The organism is Streptomyces sp. NPDC020983 (genome assembly GCF_044333485.1).
Taxonomy (GTDB): domain Bacteria; phylum Actinomycetota; class Actinomycetes; order Streptomycetales; family Streptomycetaceae; genus Actinacidiphila.
In genome coordinates this window covers 504,000-520,365 of record NZ_JBIRRA010000005.1, presented here as the reverse complement: position 1 = coordinate 520,365, position 16,366 = coordinate 504,000, and the positions used below count along the sequence as shown (strand labels likewise).

The window sequence follows — 16,366 nt, the reverse complement described above, 5'->3', positions numbered from 1 at the left end:
GCCGCGGGCTCAGCGGGCGTAGACGGCGACGAAGTCGCGGGTGGCCTGGGTGTAGTAGCGGTCCGGGGGGTCCTCGAAGTCGAGGATGTTGGTGGGCTTCGGGTTCGCCGGGGTGCGGGTGCCGTCGTAGGACATGAAGGAGGGCCAGGCGCGGTTCATGTCGAGGGGCATCGCGCGGACGGCGCCGGCGCGCTGCATCAGGTCGGCCAGGGTCCGGGCGGAGAGTGCCTGGCCGACGACCATGACGATGTCGCCCGCGGCGGTGACACCGACGCCGGAGCGGGGGACGAACATCCGGCTCTGGTCGCTCACGCCCCACTTGGAGTCGTCGCCGATGTCCGGCACGACACGGCCGTCGTCGACCATGAGTTCCAGGCACTGGCGCACGCCCACGACCTCGGGGGTCATCCGGACGTCGCGGCCCCAGACACCGATGCGCAGGCTGCCGTCGCGGTAGAAGACCTCGGAGGCGGCGCCGTCGCGCAGCTCGCCCGCGGTACGGCCGTCGAGGTAGAAGCCGCCGCGGGAGCCGCCGTCGGTGATCCGGAAGCCGCCGTTCCAGGTGGCGACCAGTCCGGTGCGCAGCCCCTCGGGGATGGTGGGCGGCACGTCGAAGGTGCCGCCGGGCTCGCGGAAGCCGGGGTGCAGCTGGAAACGGCTGTGCCTGCCGCTGATCCAGGCCACCGCCGCCTCGTACGAGGTGTGCGCGGCGTCCGGGCGGACGTAGGTGCCCTGCACGAGGGGCTCGCCGTGGGCGGTGGCCAGGGTGCGGTAGACGCCCTCGCCGGGCAGGGCGGGGCTCACCGGCGGGCGCAGCGGGACGTGCAGCGGGACGAGGGGCTGGGCGGGCAGGTGCGCGGGCGTGGGCACGGCGGGCTGGGTGGCCCGCATCCGGGCCAGCGCGTCGGCGGGCAGGTCGCCGCCGACCCGGGGCGGGTGCATCCGGTACTGCACGTCCTCCAGCTCGTCGACGACGAAGCCGAGTTCGTGGTCGCGGGCCCATTCGGCGAGCCGGGCGGCGGTGCTGTCCTTGCCGGGGTACGTGAGGGCGTGGCCGACGGACCAGCCGAGCCAGCCGGCGCAGACCAGGCAGGTGCCGGTCAGGCCGCGGGTGACGAGCCGCCGCCGGCGCAGCTGGCCGGGCGTGAGGTCGCGCCGGTGCCGCCACGGCAGGAGCCGCCGCCGGCGCGGCGGCCGCGCGGGCCCGGGAGACGGCCCGCGGCGGCCGCCGGGCTCCTCGGGGCCCTCGGGGTCCTCGCGGTCCTCGGGCCGCCGCCCGGTGGTCTGCCGGCTCATCCGCTCGGGTCCTTCCGTGCGCATCGCCCCCGCGTCCGAGACCCCTGCGCCCCAGAACATCCGCTCATCTGACTTTCCTGCCGCCCTCGCGGCCAATCACCCACGGCTCCACAAGCACCCGGGCGGCGGTACGCGCCCGCCGCGGGGCGGGCGCCCGCGGACCGGCGGGGGCGGCACCGTAGGGTGCCCTGGGCAACGGAGGAGGGGGTCACATGGCGGCCGCGCACACGGTGGCGGACGAAGTGGTGGACGGGCTGCTGGCCCGTGCCGGGATCGGGCCCGGGCAGATCGCGTCGCACAGCCGGCTGACGGGCGGTTCGTACAACGCGCTCTTCACGGTGGGCCTGAACGGCGGCGGGCGGCTGGTGCTGAAGGTGCCGCCGCCGGGCGGCACCCCGCGGCTGCGCTACGAGGCGGAACTGCTGCGCGGCGAGGAGCTGTTCTACGGGCACGCGGCGGCGGCCGGCGTCCCCGCCCCGCGCGTGGTGCACAGCGAGTGGCGCGAGGACGCGGACTGCCGGCCCTTCCTGGTGATGACGCACTCCCCCGGCGTGCCGTGGTCCGACCTCGCCGACGCGATCGCTGACGACGAGCGCGACCGGCTCGTGACGGAACTGGGCCGCCTCGTGGGCCGGCTGCACTCGGTGCACGGCGGCGACGGCTTCGGCTACCCGGCGCAGGCCGTCGCGCCGCTCGCCGCCCGCTGGCCGGACGCCTTCGCGGCGATGACGGACGCGCTGCTGGCCGACGCGCAGGCGTACGGCGCGTGGCTGCCGCGGCCGGTGGCCCAGGTCGGGGCGGTGCTCGCCGGCGGCGCCGCGGCGCTGGCCGAGGTGACGCGCCCGGTGCTGGTGCACTTCGACCTGTGGCCGGGCAACGTGCTGCTGGACGGCGAGCCGGGTGCGCGCAGGATCGGCGCGCTGATCGACGGCGAGCGGATGTTCTGGGGCGACCCCCTCGCGGACTTCGCGTCGCTGTCGCTGCTCTCCGGCCCACGGGAGGACGACCCGGCCTTCCTCGCCGGCTACGGCGCGGCGGGCGGGCGTACCTCCTTCGACGCGGCCGCGCGCGTGCGGCTGGCGCTCTACCGCTGCTACCTCTACCTGATCATGCTCGTCGAGGTGGTGCCCCGCGGCACCTCCGGCGAGCACCTCGCGTGGGTGCGGGACTTCGCCGGCTCCCGGCTGTCGGCGGCGCTCGACGCGGTCGCGGCGGGAAGCTGAGCCGCCGGGAGTACGGGACGCCTGCCCCGTACCCCCGCGGCGCTCCGGCCCGGTGTCAGGGCAGCTCGGCGACCAGCGCGGCGTACGACAGCCCCGAGCCGTAGCCCAGCAGCAGCGCGGTGCCGCCGGAGACGGCCCGGCCCGAGGCCAGCAGGGCGTCCATCGCCAGCGGGATGGACGCGCCCGAGGTGTTGCCGGTGGTGACGATGTCCTTGGCGACGGCGACCCGGTCGGGCAGGCCCATGGAACGGGTCATGGCGTCGATGATGCGCTCGTTGGCCTGGTGCGGGATGAAGGCGTCGAGGTCGCCCGCGGTCAGCCCGGCCGCCTCCAGCCCGCGCACGGCGACCTTGGAGACCTCGTACACGGCCCAGCGGAACACCCGCTGTCCCTCCTGGCGCAGCGCGGGGAAAGGCTGCTGCGGGTCGGCGCGCAGCGCGTCCCACGGCACGCTCTGGGTGATGGCGTCGGCCTGCGAGCCGTCCGCCCCCCACACCACCGGGCCGATCCCGGGGGTGTCGGACGGCCCGACGACACATGCCCCGGCGCCGTCGCCGAAGATGAACGCGGTGGAGCGGTCGGTCAGGTCGAGGATGTCGGTCATCCGCTCGACGCCGACGACCAGCACGTGGCCGCCGCGGGAGCGCACCGCGTCGGACGCGAGCGCGAGGCCGTGCACGAATCCGGCGCAGCCCGCCGAGATGTCGAAGCCGGCCGCGCCGGTGGCGCCGATCCGGTGGCCGATCTCGGTGGCGATCGCCGGGGTCTGCTTCAGGTGCGTGAAGGTCGCCGCGATCACCAGGCCGATGTCGGCGGGGCTGATCCCGGCCGCGGCGACGGCCTTGCTGGCGGCCTGTTCGGCCATGACGCCCAGGGTCTCGTCCGGTGCGGCCCAGCGGCGGGTGACGATACCGGTCCGGGAGCGGATCCACTCGTCGGTCGAGTCGATGTGCGTGCACACCTCGTCGTTGTCGACGATCCGGCGCGGGCGGTATGCGCCGACTCCGAGGATCCGGGCGTGCCGCGCCCCGGCGGGCACCGCGATCTCAGCTTTCATGTGAGCCTTTCAGGCCGGTCGGCCGGTACGGATCGGATCACGGTACCGGGGTGTGGTCTCCGCGGTCACAGCGCCCGCCGCCGGCCGCCACGCCTTATTCTATGGGGCCCGTATCTCCCGCGGAGGAAGGTCGGCCGGCCGCCATGTGCCCTGTCCCGGCGGCCGGTTCGCCCTCGCCCCCGCGGCCCGTCCGACCCCGCTGCGCCCGCCGCCGCGGACCACTCCCGCCGCCGTCCGGCCCCGGCGGCGGCAATGCCAACCGAAGCGAACATGTTTCAACACCCTGGGGACATCACGGTCCGGCAACGCATCAGGAATTAGGCGTTGACGGCCTTCTGCATGTGGCGTAGAACTACCCTGCAGTTGCGATGGCGTTTCATCTTGGTGACTTCTGTTGGAAACGGCTCGGGCCTCAGGACCCGCGAGAGCCTCCGCTCCGTCAGCATTTCGCCTTCAGCTCTCCCACAAGTCCCCTATACGCGCCCACACACACATGGAGGCACCATGTCGGACGTCGAGACGTCGGGTACCGATGCGGGCAGCAGCCCGTCCCCGACGCGGAGGAACCTGCTCAGGGGCGTGGCCGGCGCCGCGGGGCTCGCGGCAGTGTCCGGCGGCCTGCTGACGGCCTGCAGCAGCTCCGACTCCTCTGACGACAGCAGCAAGAGCGGCGACTCCGGCAAGCCGGTCGCGGGCAGCACCGTCACCTTCGGGTCGAACTACTCCGACCCGGCCGCCAAGGCCGCGTTCGCCGCCCTCACGGCCGGGGCCACGGCGTCCTCCCAGGTGAAGGTGAAGATCAACACGGTCGACCACAACACCTTCCAGCAGAACATCACCAGCTACCTGCAGGGCACCCCGGACGACCTCTTCACCTGGTTCGCCGGCTACCGCATGCAGTACTTCGCCGCCCAGGGCCTCGCGCAGCCGATCGACGACGTCTGGGAGAAGATCGGCGGCAACTTCGGCGACTCCGCCAAGCAGCTGTCCACCGGCCTGGACGGCAAGAAGTACCTGGTGCCGCTCTACAACTACCCCTGGGTGGTCTTCTACAACAAGAGCGAGTTCAGCAAGCGCGGCTACAGCGTCCCGACCACCTGGGACGAGTACGTCACGCTCGCCAAGAAGATGAAGACGGACGGCCTGGTGCCGATCGCCTTCGGCGACAAGGACGGCTGGCCCGCGCTGGGGACCTTCGACATCCTCAACATGCGCATCAACGGCTACGACTACCACATCAAGCTGATGAAGCACGAGATCCCGTGGACCGACGCGGGCGTCACCACGGTCTTCCAGCACTGGGCCGAGCTGATGCCCTACGTCCAGTCCGGCGCCAACGGCCGTATCTGGCAGGACGCGGTCAAGACGCTGGAGACCAAGCAGGCCGGCATGGCCTTCCAGGGCACCAACCAGGTCGCCGCCCAGTACGTCACGGACAAGGCGGACCTGGCCGACCTGGACTTCTTCACCTTCCCGACGGTGAACCCCAAGTGGGGCCAGGACTACATGGACGCCCCCACCGACGGCTTCATGCTCAGCAAGAAGGCCAAGAACCCGGAGGCGGCCAAGGCGATCCTGGAGTACATCGGCACCGGCCCGGCGGAGGCCGCGTACCTCAAGACCGACCAGTGGGACGTCGGCCTGGCCAACGGCCTCCAGGTGCCGACGTACAACGCGATCCAGAAGAAGTCGGTCGAGGTCATCGGCAAGTGCAAGTCGGTCGCCCAGTTCATGGACCGCGACTCCGACCCGGCCATGGCGAACGCGATGATCTCCATCATCCAGAAGTTCATCGACGACCCGAGCACCGGCAACATCGCGAGCCTGCAGAAGAGCGCCGAGGCCCAGGCGAAGTCGATCTACACGTCATGACCGAGACGTCCGCTGCGGACACCGCGGCAGCGGTGCGGGACGGGGCCACCGCCGCCCCGTCCCCGCGCCGCCGCCGCGGCGGCGTCCGCAAGCTCACCCGGCGCGACCGCGTGGTGGTCGCGCTGCTGCTGGGGATACCGCTGCTGCTGGACCTGGCCTTCGTGTGGTTCCCGGCGATCGGCACCGTGCTGCTGTCGTTCACCAAGTGGAACGGCGTGGGCAGCCTGCACAGCCAGACGTGCAAGCCCAACGTCCCCTCGATCCTCAACAACGGATGCTGGTACGGCATCCAGAACTACCACCAGGCCACCACGATCTACCCGGAGTTCTGGCCCGCGGTCCGCCACAACCTCATCTGGCTGGCCGTGTTCGTCCTGATCGCGACCCCGCTGGGCATGCTCTTCGCGGTGATCATCGACCGCGGCATCAAGGGCAGCCGGATGTACCAGAGCATCCTGTTCCTGCCGGTGATGCTGTCGCTCGCCCTGGTCGGCATCATCTGGGAGTTCATGTACTCGCAGAACTTCGGGCTGATCAACACCGTCATCGGGCGCAACGGCAACGACAACGCCATCGACTGGCTCGGCAACTCGCACCTGAACCTGTGGGCGGTGCTGGTCGAGGCGACCTGGCGGCAGGCCGGCTACGTGATGGTGCTCTACCTCGCCGGCCTCAAGGCCGTCGACCCGACGCTGCGCGAGGCCGCGCGGATGGACGGCGCCAACGCCTGGCAGACCTTCTGGCGGGTCGTCTTCCCGGTGATGAAGCCGATCAACATCGTCGTCATGGTGGTCACCGTGATCGAGTCGCTGCGCGCCTTCGACCTGGTCTACATCACCAACAAGGGCATCAACGGCCTCGAACTGCTGTCGGTGCTGGTCACCTCGAACATCGTCGGCGAGACCCAGCGGGTCGGCTTCGGCTCCGCGCTGGGTGTCGTGCTGCTGGTCATCTCGCTGGTGCCGATCTCGGTGTTCCTTTACCAGACGTTCCGCCGGGAGGAAGCACCATGACGACCGAAGCCCTCACCCGGCCGGCCAGGGCGGTCCGCCCGTCCGCGCCCGGCCGCCGGAGGACCCGGCTGTGGGGCCAGGCGGCCTCGCAGGTCTTCCTCATCGCCTCCTGCGTGCTGTGGCTGCTGCCGATAGCCTTCGCGCTGTACGTGGCGGTCCGGCCGTACTCCGACACCCGCAAGTACGGCTACGTCTCCCTGCCGCACCACCTGACGTTCAAGAACTTCAGTGACGCGTGGACCCAGTCGGACATGCTGCACTTCTTCTGGAACTCGGTGCTGATCACCGTCCCCTCGGTGATCGTCGTGCTGGCCCTGGCGTCGGGCGTGGCCTTCGTGCTGAGCAAGATCAACGTCAAGGTCAACATCGCGCTGCTGATCCTGTTCACCGCGGGCAACCTGCTGCCCCAGCAGGTCATCATCACTCCGCTGTACCGCATGTACCTGAAGATCACGCTGCCGCACTTCCTGAGCGACAGCGGCCTGATGTACAACTCGATCTTCGGCCTGGTCGCCATCAACGTGGCCTTCCAGCTGGGCTTCTGCGTCTTCGTGCTGAGCAACTACATGCGCGCGGTGCCGGACGAGATGTACGAGGCCGCGCTGGTGGACGGCGCCTCGCTGTGGACGCGCTTCTGGCGGCTGACGCTGCCGCTGTGCCGCCCGGCGCTCGCCGCACTGGCGACACTGCTGACCACCTGGATCTACAACGACTTCTTCTGGGCGATCACCCTGATGTCGTCGGGCGACAAGCGGCCGGTGACCTCGGCGCTGGCCAACCTCCAGGGGCAGTTCGTCAGCAACCAGAACATGATCGCGGCGGCGGCGCTGATCGCGGCCGTGCCGACCCTGGTGGTCTACATCTGCCTGCAGAAGCAGTTCATCGCCGGCCTGTCGCTGGGGTCCAGCAAGGGCTGACGGGAGGCCGGTCCACGGGGCCGGCGGGTACGAGCAGGGCCGACCGCGTGCGCGGGCGCCCGTCCGGCGGGACGGGCGCCCGCGCACGCGGCATTGACACGGTGTTGGGCCCCTTCCATAGTGTGGGAGCGCTCCCATATGTCATGTGGACGTCATGTGGCGAGCGGCAACTCCCCCCACATGTCCCAGGAGGTCCCCCGTGCGTGCATCCTCGCGTCGGTTACTCGTCAGACCGTGGCTGTGGCCGGTGGCCGCGGTCGCGCTGCTGCTGCCCGCCCTGGTGGCGCTGCCCGCCGCCCACGGCGCGGCGTCCGGCTGCTCGATGACCTACACCGTCAACGAGTGGACCGGCGGCTTCACCGCGCAGATCTCGATCACCAACTTCGGCCCGGCCGTCAACGGCTGGACCGCGACCTGGAGCTACCAGGGCGACCAGCACATCACCTCGGGCTGGAACGCCACCGTCTCCCAGAGCGGCACCGCCGTCACCGCGAAGGACGCCGGCTACAACGCGTCCGTCCCGACCAACGGCCACGCCGACTTCGGGGTGCAGGGCACCTGGTCGGCCGCCGACCCCTCGCCGACCGTGATCACCTTCAACGGCACGGCGTGCACGGTCAACGGCACGCCCACGACGACCCCGCCCACCACTCCCCCGACCACGCCCCCCACCACCCCGCCCACGACTCCCCCGACGACCCCGCCGACCACGCCGCCCACCTCGACTCCGCCGGCCGGCTGCTCGGGCGCCGTGATCTGCTCGGACTTCGAGGACCAGACCGGCAGCACGCCGTCGGGCCAGTGGACGACCGCGGCGCCGGACTGCTCGGGCAGCGGCACCGCGAGCGTCGACACCTCCGTCGCGCACAGCGGCAGCCGCTCGATCCGGGTGGACGGCCACGCCGGCTACTGCAACCACATGTTCGTGGCCAGCACCAAGGACCTGTCCTCGGTGGGCCCGACGGTGTACGTGCGGATGTGGGTGCGGCACACCACCGCGCTGCCGTCCGCGCACGTGGCCTTCGTCTCGATGCCCGACTCGTCGCAGTCCGGCAAGGCGCTGCGGATCGGCGGCCAGAACGGCGCCCTCCAGTGGAACCGCGAATCGGACGACGCGACGCTGCCCGCGCAGAGCCCGGCGGGCGTGGCGCTCAGCGCGCCGCTGCCGACCGGCAGCTGGCAGTGCCTGCGGTTCGCCATCGGCACCACCTCGCCGAACCTGGAGACCTGGCTGAACGACCAGGACGTGGCGGGCCTGCGGGTGGACGGCGTGCCGACCGCGGACATCGACCAGCAGTGGCTGTCCCGCACCACGCCGCCGCGGCCGACCGCGCTGCGCTTCGGCTGGGAGAGCTACGGCACCGGTGACGACACGCTGTGGTTCGACGACGTGGCCGTGGGCACCTCGCCGATCGGCTGCTGACCGCGGCACGGCGAATGCGTGGACGGCCGACCCGCCCCGTATCGGGCCGGCCGTCCATGCGCATGCCCCGCGAGGGGGCATGTGATTCCCCGGGCGGACCCCTGCGGGTCCGCCCGGGCGCCACGGCTCCCGGATGGTGCGGGGAAGGGTCAGGAGCCGTCGGACGCGTCCGGCAGCCGCTCCCGGATGGCGTCCATCACCGAGGAGTCGGTCAGCGTCGTCACGTCTCCGAGTTCGCGGTTCTCCGCGATGTCCCGGAGCAGACGGCGCATGATCTTGCCGGAGCGGGTCTTGGGGAGTTCGGCGACGACCAGGATCTGCCGGGGGCGGGCGATCGGGCCGATCTCCCGGCCGACATGCGCCCGCAGCTCGGCCGCCGGGTCCTGCCCGGCGTCCCGTCCCGCGTCGCCGCGCAGGATCACGAAGGCGACGATGCCCTGCCCGGTCGTCGTGTCGGCGGCGCCGACGACGGCGGCCTCGGCCACCAGCGGGTGCGACACCAGGGCCGATTCGACCTCGGTGGTGGAGATGCGGTGCCCCGAGACGTTCATGACGTCGTCCACCCGGCCGAGCAGCCAGATGTCGCCGTCCTCGTCCTTCTTGGCACCGTCCCCGGCGAAGTAGCGGCCGGGGAAGCGCGACCAGTAGGTGTCGACGTAGCGCTGCTCGTCGCCCCAGATGGTGCGCAGCATGGACGGCCACGGGCGGGTGAGCACCAGGTAGCCGCCCGAGCCGTTCGGCACCGGCTCGCCCTGGTCGTCGACGACCTCGGCGGACACGCCCGGCAGCGCCCGCAGCGCCGAGCCGGGCTTGCAGGTGCTCGCACCGGGCAGCGGGCTGATCATGTGGGCGCCGGTCTCGGTCTGCCACCAGGTGTCGACGACCGGGGTGCGGTCCCCGCCGATGGCCCTGCGGTACCAGACCCACGCCTCGGGGTTGATGGGCTCGCCCACCGAGCCGAGCAGCCTGAGCGACGTCAGGTCGTAGCCGGCCGGGATCGCCTCGCCCCACTTCATGAAGGTGCGGATCGCGGTCGGCGCGCAGTAGAGGATCGTCACGCCGTACTTCTGCACGATCTCCCACCAGCGGCCCTGGTGCGGGGAGTCGGGGGTGCCCTCGTAGAGCACCGACGTCGTGGCGTTCGCGAGCGGGCCGTAGACGATGTACGAGTGCCCGGTGACCCAGCCGATGTCGGCGGCCGTCCAGTAGACGTCCGTCTCCGGCTTGATGTCGAAGACCGCCCAGTGCGACCACGCGACCTGGGTGAGGTAGCCGCCGGTGGTGTGCAGGATGCCCTTGGGACGGGCGGTGGTGCCCGAGGTGTACATGATGTACAGCGGGTGCTCGCTGTCGAACGCCTCGGGGGTGTGCTCGGCGCTCTGCGCGCCGACGAGGTCGTGCCACCACACGTCGCGGCCGCCGGTCCAGCCGACCTCCTGGCCGGTGCGCCTGACGACCAGCACGCTGTGCACGTCGGGGCACTGCTCCAGCGCCTCGTCCACGGCGGGCTTGAGCGCGGAGGCGGCGCCCTTGCGGTAGCCGCCGTCGGCGGTGATCACCACGTGGGCGTCGCAGTCCAGGATGCGGCTGCGCAGCGCCTCGGCCGAGAAGCCGCCGAATACCACCGTGTGCGGCGCGCCGATCCGGGCGCAGGCCAGCATCGCGACGACGGTCTCGGGGATCATCGGCATGTAGATCGCGACCCGCTCGCCCGCCTGCACGCCGAGCGAGAGCAGCGCGTTGGCGGCGCGGCAGACCTCGTCCTTCAGGCCGGCGTAGGTCAGGGTGCGGGTGTCGCCGGGCTCGCCCTCCCAGTGGAAGGCGACGCGGTCGCCGAGACCGGCCCGTACGTGCCGGTCCAGGCAGTTCTCGGCGACGTTGAGCCGGCCGCCGGTGAACCAGCGGGCGAAGGGCGCCCGGCTCCAGTCCAGCACCTGCGTCCACGGCTCGGCCCAGTCGAGCCGGGCCGCCTGCTCGGCCCAGAAGGCCTCGTCGTCCGCGGCGGCCGCGTCGTAGGCCGCGGCCGTGACGTTCGCGTGCCCGGCCAGGGCGGCCGGCGGCGGGAACCGCCGGTCCTCCCTGAGCAGGTTGGACAGTGTCTCGTCGGACATCAGTGGGCGCCCTCGACCGGGCCGCCCTGCGCGCTGTCCGCGGCCGCGAAGAGCGGCAGCACCCCGCGCTTCCAGGTGCTGTTGGTGACGACGGCGAAGGACGCGTACCAGGCGAGGACCGCGGTGACCAGGCCGAGCCAGCCGCCGATCTTGGTGGCGCCGGAGGACTCGCCGAACTCGGCGATGGTCAGCAGGAGGAAGGTGGCGGACAGCGCGACGAACACGGCCAGCAGGGCCCCGTTGGTGCGCAGCGCGGCCACGGTCATGTAGACGGTGAATATCGTCCAGATGAGCAGGAAGAGCCCCGTCGCCTGGTGCGCGGTGTCGGCGGGCAGCCCGCCCGCGACGAACTTCGCGTAGCCGGCGTAGGACAGCCAGAAGGCACCGTAGGAGCAGAAGGCGGTCGCCCCGAAGGTGTTGCCCTTGCGGAACTCCCACATGCCGGCCAGCAGCTGGACGAGACCGCCGTAGAAGAGCGCGAGCGGCAGTACGACGGCTTCCAGGCTCGCGTCGATCAGGTTGGCGTTGAAGGAGCTCAGGACGAACGTGGTGGCGGCGAAGCCGGCCAGGCCGAGCGGACCGGGGTCGGCGATCGTGGGCGCGGGGGCAGAGGTGCTCATCTGCGGTTCCCTCCTCATCGAGGAATGTCGGAGCGGTGGGGAAAGGACCGTTTCGGGTCGCGGCACACCGTAGGTCCGCGGGCATCGGGCGGGCAGGGCACGGCCGGTGACATTCGCCCAGCGGTGCGCCCGGCACGACGGGCGGTGTGTCCGGTGCGACCAGCGGTCGGCGGGCGGCCGGTGAACGGCCGTCCGGTGCGCCGGACGGGCGGCGGACGCGCCGCTACGGGCGGCGGACGCTACGGGCGGCGCCCAGGGTGGTGCAGGCGGCGGGGCGGACGGGCGGGCGCGTCGGACGCGTTCGGTGGCCGGCGGGCGCGGGCCCGGCAGCGGGCGGTAGGCGGCGGGCCCGGCGGCACGGGCGGCCGGCGGACGGCCGTCCGGTGCGCCGGACGGGCGGCCCGCGCGCGGGTACGGGCGGCGGACGCTACGGGCGGCGGCCAGGGTGGTGCAGGCGGCGGGGCGGACGGGCGGGCGTGTCAGACGCGTTCGGTGGCCGGCGGGCGCGGGCCCGGCAGCGGCGCGGGGCCCGAGCCGACCTCCTCCGGCAGGTGCATCCGCAGCATCACCCGGTCCACCGCGGCCGGAGACAGCCGGTGCCGGGTCAGCAGCGACACGGTGACCATCACGGCGAAGGCGACCGGCACCGTCCAGGCGGCGGGCTGCTCCAGCAGGGCCGCGCTCCAGCCGCCGCCCGCCCCGCGGACGCTGGTGAGCACCACCGCGACCGCGGCCAGGCCGCCCCCGGCGACGAGCCCGAGCAGCGCCCCGCGGTCGGTCAGGCCGCGCCACCAGATGCCCAGCACCAGCAGCGGGCAGAAGGAGGACGCGGCCACCGCGAAGGCCAGCCCGATGGCGTCGGCGACCGGCAGCCCGTCGGTCGCGGTGGCCATCACGAGCGGCGGCACCCCGGCCACCAGCGACGCCCAGCGGAAGCCCCGTTTCGAGCCGCGCAGCAGGTCCTGCGACACCACGCCGGCGACCGACACCGTCAGGCCGGAGGCGGTGGACACGAAGGCGGCGAAGGCGCCCGCGGTGGCGAGGGCGGCGAGCAGCCGCCCGCCCTCGCCCGCCTGCGTGAGCTGCGGCAGCACCAGCACCGCGGTGTCGGTCTGCCCGGTGAGCAGCAGTTGCGGCGCGAGCACCCGGCCGAGCGCCCCGTAGACCGTCGGCAGCAGGTAGAAGGCGCTGAGCAGGACGAGGACGAGCACGGTGGTGCGGCGCGCGGCCCGGCCGTCGGGATTGGTGTAGAAGCGCACCAGGACGTGCGGCAGCCCCATCGTGCCGAGCAGGGTGGCGAGCAGGATCGAGTAGAGCGCGTACAGCGGGTGGGAGCGGCCGCCCGCGCCGGACAGCGGGTTCGCCCAGCGCGCGCCGGTGGCGGGGGCCAGCCCGTGGCGGTGGGGGACGGCGGCGCCGTCGGGGAAGGTCAGCACGCTGCCGCCCGCGGCGGTGTGCTCGCCCTTGCCGAGCCGTACGGTGCCCGGGGCGGCCGTGCCGGCGGGCGGCGTCGCGTACGCCCTGCCGTCGAGGGTGCCGGAGACCCGTACCGTCACCGGGGCGGTGACGTCGAAGCGCGCCGCGTCCTGGAGCCGCACGACGGTGGCGCCGTGGAAGCGCGGGACGTCGGGGCCGGTGAGGGCGGGCGCCCCGGCCGAGCGCCAGGCGAGCACCAGGAAGACGGCGGGCACCGCGATGGCGGTGAGCTTCAGCCAGAACTGGAAACCCTGCACGAGCGTGACCGAGCGCATCCCGCCCGCCGCCGCGACCCCGACGACGACCACCGCGACCACGACCGCCCCGGCCCAGCGCGGCGCGCCCGTGACCGTCTCCAGCGTCAGGCCCGCGCCCTGCAGCTGCGGCACCAGGTACAGCCACGCGATGACCGCGACCAGCACCGCGGCCACCCGCCGCACCGCGACCGAGCCGAGCCGCTCCTCGGCGAAGTCCGGCAGGGTGTAGGCGCCCGAGCGCCGCAGCGGGGCGGCGACCAGCAGGAGCAGCACCAGGTACCCGGCGGTGTAGCCGACCGGGTAGGCCAGCATGTCCACGCCGTAGGCCATGATGAGCCCGGCGACGCCCAGGAAGGAGGCGGCCGAGAGGTACTCGCCGCCGATCGCCGCGGCGTTCCACAGCGGGGAGACCTCGCGGGAGGCGACGTAGAAGTCCGAGGTGGCGCGCGACAGCCGCAGGCCGTAGATGCCGAAGGCGGCGGTGGCGACGAGCACGACGGCGAGGGCGGCCAGGCCGAGGCCCGGGTTCACCGCGGGTCGCCCGGCGGCTCGTGCGGCGCACAGGCCGGGTCGCGCGGCGGCGGGCCTTCCGGCACGTCCCCGGGCGCCGCCGGCGGCTGCACGCGGGCGCCCTCCGCTGGGTCCGGGCCGCCCAGCAGGTCGGTGAAGTCCCGCTCCACGCGCTCGGCGTGCCGGACGTGGAAGGCGGCGGCGCCCACCAGCAGCGGGTAGGCCACCGCACCCAGCAGCAGCCAGGGCAGCCGGATCCCGAGCACGGCGGCGGTGCGCAGCCCGGGCAGCAGCGCGAAGGCGGCGGGCAGCCCGCCGAGCACCGCGCCCAGCACCGCCAGAACGCCGAGGGCCAGCCGCAGCTGGTTGCGCACCAGGGAGCGCACGTAGACCTGGCCGAGCTGGGGCTGGGCGTGCAGGTCGGCCGCGCGGGCGCGCGCGGAGTAGCCGCCCGCACGGTGCCGCCGCGGCGCGGACACGGCGACCCGCCGCGCCGCCTGGGGGGCCTCGCCCTGCCCGCCGGTCACGGGGTGTCCGGTCCGGGGGCGGGCGCCCAGCGCACCAGGACGTCCCGCAGCTGGCGGGTGTGGCGGCGGCTGACGGGCAGTTCGGTGCCGGCGACGCGCACGGTCCAGTGCCCGGCGTCCGAGCGCAGCTCCTCGACGTGCCGCAGCGAGACCAGGAAGCTGCGGTGGATGCGCAGGAAGCCGTGCGGCTCCCAGCGTTCGGCGAGCACCGCGAGCGGCACCCGTACCAGCGGTGCGCGGCCGGCGGTGTGCAGCCGGACGTAGTCGCCCTGGGCCTCGACGTAGGCGACGTCGTCGCGGGAGACGAAGCGTGTGACCCCGCCGAGGTCGACGGGTATGCGCTCGGGCCCGGGGTCGGGGGCGCGGCGCTCGGCGGGCCGCTCTCCGCGGGCGCCGCCGGAGGGCTCGGCGGACGCGTCGAGGAGCGCGGCGACGCGCCGCACCGCCTCGGCCAGGCGCTCGCCGCCGACGGGTTTGAGGAGGTAGTCGCAGGCCTTGAGCGCGAAGGCGTCGACGGCGAAGTCCTCGTAGGCGGTGACGAAGACGACCGCGGGCGGGCGGGCGAAGCGGCCCAGGACCCGGACGAGGTCCAGGCCGTCCAGGCCGGGCATGCGGATGTCGCAGAAGACCGCGTCGACGGGCTCGGCCTCCAGCAGCCGCAGGGCCGCGGCGCTGCTGTCGGCGGCCAGCACCCGGCCGACCCGGTGGTCGCCGCGCAGCAGGTAGCTGAGGTCGTCCAGGGCGGGCGGCTCGTCGTCCACGGCGAGGATCCGCAGGGGTCTCATGAGGCGTGCACTCCGTTCCGGTACTTCGGCACCCGGACGTTGACCTTGGTCCCGGCGCCCGGCGCGGTCTCCACCACGAGCCCGTAGTCGTCGCCGAAGACCGCGCGCAGCCGCTCGTCGACGTTGCCCAGGGCCAGCGAGTCGCCTTCCGCCTCGCCCGCGAGCTGGAGCCGCACCTCCTCCGGGTCCATGCCCACGCCGTCGTCCTCCACGCTGATCCGGCACTCGGCGCCGGCGTCCTCGGCCCTGATGGTGATGAGCCCCGGGGTCGCCTTGGGGCCCAGGCCGTGCCGTACCGCGTTCTCCACGATCGGCTGGAGGCAGAGGAAGGGCACCGCGACGGGCAGGACCTCGGGGGCGATCAGCAGGTCGACCCGCAGCCGGGCGCCGAAGCGGGCGCGTTCCAGCCGCAGATACCGGTCCACCGACCGCAGCTCCTCGGCGAGGGTACTGAACTCGCCGTGCTTGCGCAGGCTGTAGCGGGTCAACTCGGCGAATTCCAGGAGTAGTTCGCGGGCCTGCGCGGGGTCGGTGCGGACGAAGGACGCGATGGCGGTGAGCGAGTTGTAGACGAAGTGCGGGGAGATCTGGGCGCGCAGCGCGCGCAGCTCGGCCTCGACCATGCGGGTGCGGGAGCGGTCCAGTTCGGCCAGCTCCAGCTGCGCGATGACCCAGTGCGCGACCTCGCCCGCGGCCCGTACCAGCCCTGCCGAGACCTGCCGGGCGTAGACGGTGAGGGCGCCCACCACCAGCCCGTCGACGACGAGGGGCACCACGACCGCGGAACGTACCGGGCAGTCCAGGTCGGCGCACTCGATCGCGCCGACCGGCACCAGCCACGGGCGGCCGGCCTCCATCGCGTCCGCGGTGTGCGCGACGGCCTGCGCCGCGTGCCGGCGCCCCGCGCCGTCCCACGCCAGCAGCTCGCCGCCGGCGACCACGGCGAGCGCCGGGGTGGCCAGCAGCGCCCGCAGGTGGCGGGCGGCCTTGCGGGCCGATTCGGGGGTGAGCCCGTCACGCAGCAGCGGGGCGGCGAGCGAGGCCTCGTGCAGCGCGGCGAAGGCGGCGCGCTCGACCGGGGTGCCGAACGCGCGCCGCCCGCGGACCAGCCAGAACAGTGCGGCGGCCGCGCCGGTGATCACCAGCGTCACGGACACCCAGGTGATCGCGGAACTCATGGGCGGAAGTATCACCCGGAAGAGCGGTCCCGTCACGGGTGCGGCCGGGGCGGATTCGGGGCGCATCGCGCGCCCCCTCCCGCGCCCCCGCGACGGCACCG

The 16,366-nt window shown here is 73.3% G+C and carries 13 protein-coding genes; 5 read left to right on the top strand and 8 right to left on the bottom strand.

Annotation, left to right across the window (positions count from 1 at the left end):
* Positions 1 to 9: 9 nt before the first annotated feature.
* A complete protein-coding gene (locus ACH4SE_RS13930; RefSeq protein WP_398543591.1) occupies positions 10 to 1,296 on the bottom strand; it encodes a phosphodiester glycosidase family protein in 1,287 nt (428 codons plus the stop codon).
* 212 nt (positions 1,297 to 1,508) lie between these two features.
* Between ACH4SE_RS13930 and ACH4SE_RS13925 the strand changes: the two genes are divergently transcribed.
* Positions 1,509 to 2,519 (top strand): phosphotransferase family protein, encoded by a 1,011-nt coding sequence (locus ACH4SE_RS13925; protein WP_398543590.1) that lies wholly within the window; start codon positions 1,509 to 1,511, stop codon positions 2,517 to 2,519.
* Positions 2,520 to 2,574: 55 nt separating this feature from the next.
* Here the strand turns inward: ACH4SE_RS13925 and ACH4SE_RS13920 are convergent, their stop codons facing one another.
* Positions 2,575 to 3,576 carry a beta-ketoacyl-ACP synthase III gene (locus tag ACH4SE_RS13920; RefSeq protein WP_398543589.1) on the bottom strand — a complete coding sequence of 334 codons (1,002 nt, stop codon included), beginning with the start codon at positions 3,574 to 3,576 and terminating at the stop codon, positions 2,575 to 2,577.
* Between the two features lie 567 nt (positions 3,577 to 4,143).
* Here ACH4SE_RS13920 and ACH4SE_RS13915 point away from each other — a divergent pair.
* The 4 genes from ACH4SE_RS13915 to ACH4SE_RS13900 all read left to right on the top strand — a co-directional run bounded on the left by ACH4SE_RS13915 (position 4,144) and on the right by ACH4SE_RS13900 (position 8,801).
* Positions 4,144 to 5,448 carry an ABC transporter substrate-binding protein gene (locus ACH4SE_RS13915; RefSeq protein WP_398543673.1) on the top strand — a complete coding sequence of 435 codons (1,305 nt, stop codon included), beginning with the start codon at positions 4,144 to 4,146 and terminating at the stop codon, positions 5,446 to 5,448.
* Complete coding sequence (locus tag ACH4SE_RS13910; protein ID WP_398543588.1) at positions 5,445 to 6,461, top strand: carbohydrate ABC transporter permease; 1,017 nt, start codon at positions 5,445 to 5,447, stop codon at positions 6,459 to 6,461. The genes ACH4SE_RS13915 and ACH4SE_RS13910 overlap by 4 nt, the downstream gene beginning before the upstream one ends.
* Positions 6,458 to 7,378, top strand: coding sequence for a carbohydrate ABC transporter permease (locus ACH4SE_RS13905; RefSeq protein WP_398543587.1), 921 nt, complete (start codon positions 6,458 to 6,460; stop codon positions 7,376 to 7,378). The genes ACH4SE_RS13910 and ACH4SE_RS13905 overlap by 4 nt, the downstream gene beginning before the upstream one ends.
* 199 nt (positions 7,379 to 7,577) lie before the next feature.
* Positions 7,578 to 8,801 (top strand): cellulose binding domain-containing protein, encoded by a 1,224-nt coding sequence (locus ACH4SE_RS13900; RefSeq protein ID WP_398543586.1) that lies wholly within the window; start codon positions 7,578 to 7,580, stop codon positions 8,799 to 8,801.
* A 149-nt stretch (positions 8,802 to 8,950) separates the two neighbouring features.
* On the opposite strand, the gene acs is transcribed toward ACH4SE_RS13900, so the two are convergent.
* From acs to ACH4SE_RS13870, 6 genes are all read right to left on the bottom strand, one after another.
* The gene (acs, locus tag ACH4SE_RS13895) at positions 8,951 to 10,912 is read right to left on the bottom strand and encodes an acetate--CoA ligase (RefSeq protein WP_398543585.1); all 1,962 of its coding nucleotides are present in this window, start codon (positions 10,910 to 10,912) and stop codon (positions 8,951 to 8,953) included.
* Complete coding sequence (locus tag ACH4SE_RS13890) at positions 10,912 to 11,532, bottom strand: acetate uptake transporter (protein WP_398543584.1); 621 nt, start codon at positions 11,530 to 11,532, stop codon at positions 10,912 to 10,914. Before ACH4SE_RS13890 ends, acs begins: the two co-directional genes overlap by 1 nt.
* A gap of 479 nt (positions 11,533 to 12,011) precedes the next feature.
* Entirely contained in the window at positions 12,012 to 13,796 is a 1,785-nt protein-coding gene (locus ACH4SE_RS13885) for a cation acetate symporter (RefSeq protein WP_398543583.1), read from the bottom strand.
* Positions 13,793 to 14,302: a hypothetical protein gene (locus ACH4SE_RS13880; RefSeq protein ID WP_398543582.1), complete on the bottom strand. Its 510-nt coding sequence runs from the start codon at positions 14,300 to 14,302 to the stop codon at positions 13,793 to 13,795. Before ACH4SE_RS13880 ends, ACH4SE_RS13885 begins: the two co-directional genes overlap by 4 nt.
* Positions 14,299 to 15,087, bottom strand: coding sequence for a LytR/AlgR family response regulator transcription factor (locus ACH4SE_RS13875; protein ID WP_398543581.1), 789 nt, complete (start codon positions 15,085 to 15,087; stop codon positions 14,299 to 14,301). Before ACH4SE_RS13875 ends, ACH4SE_RS13880 begins: the two co-directional genes overlap by 4 nt.
* Positions 15,084 to 16,265 (bottom strand): sensor histidine kinase, encoded by a 1,182-nt coding sequence (locus ACH4SE_RS13870; RefSeq protein WP_398543580.1) that lies wholly within the window; start codon positions 16,263 to 16,265, stop codon positions 15,084 to 15,086. Before ACH4SE_RS13870 ends, ACH4SE_RS13875 begins: the two co-directional genes overlap by 4 nt.
* Positions 16,266 to 16,366: the final 101 nt, after the last annotated feature.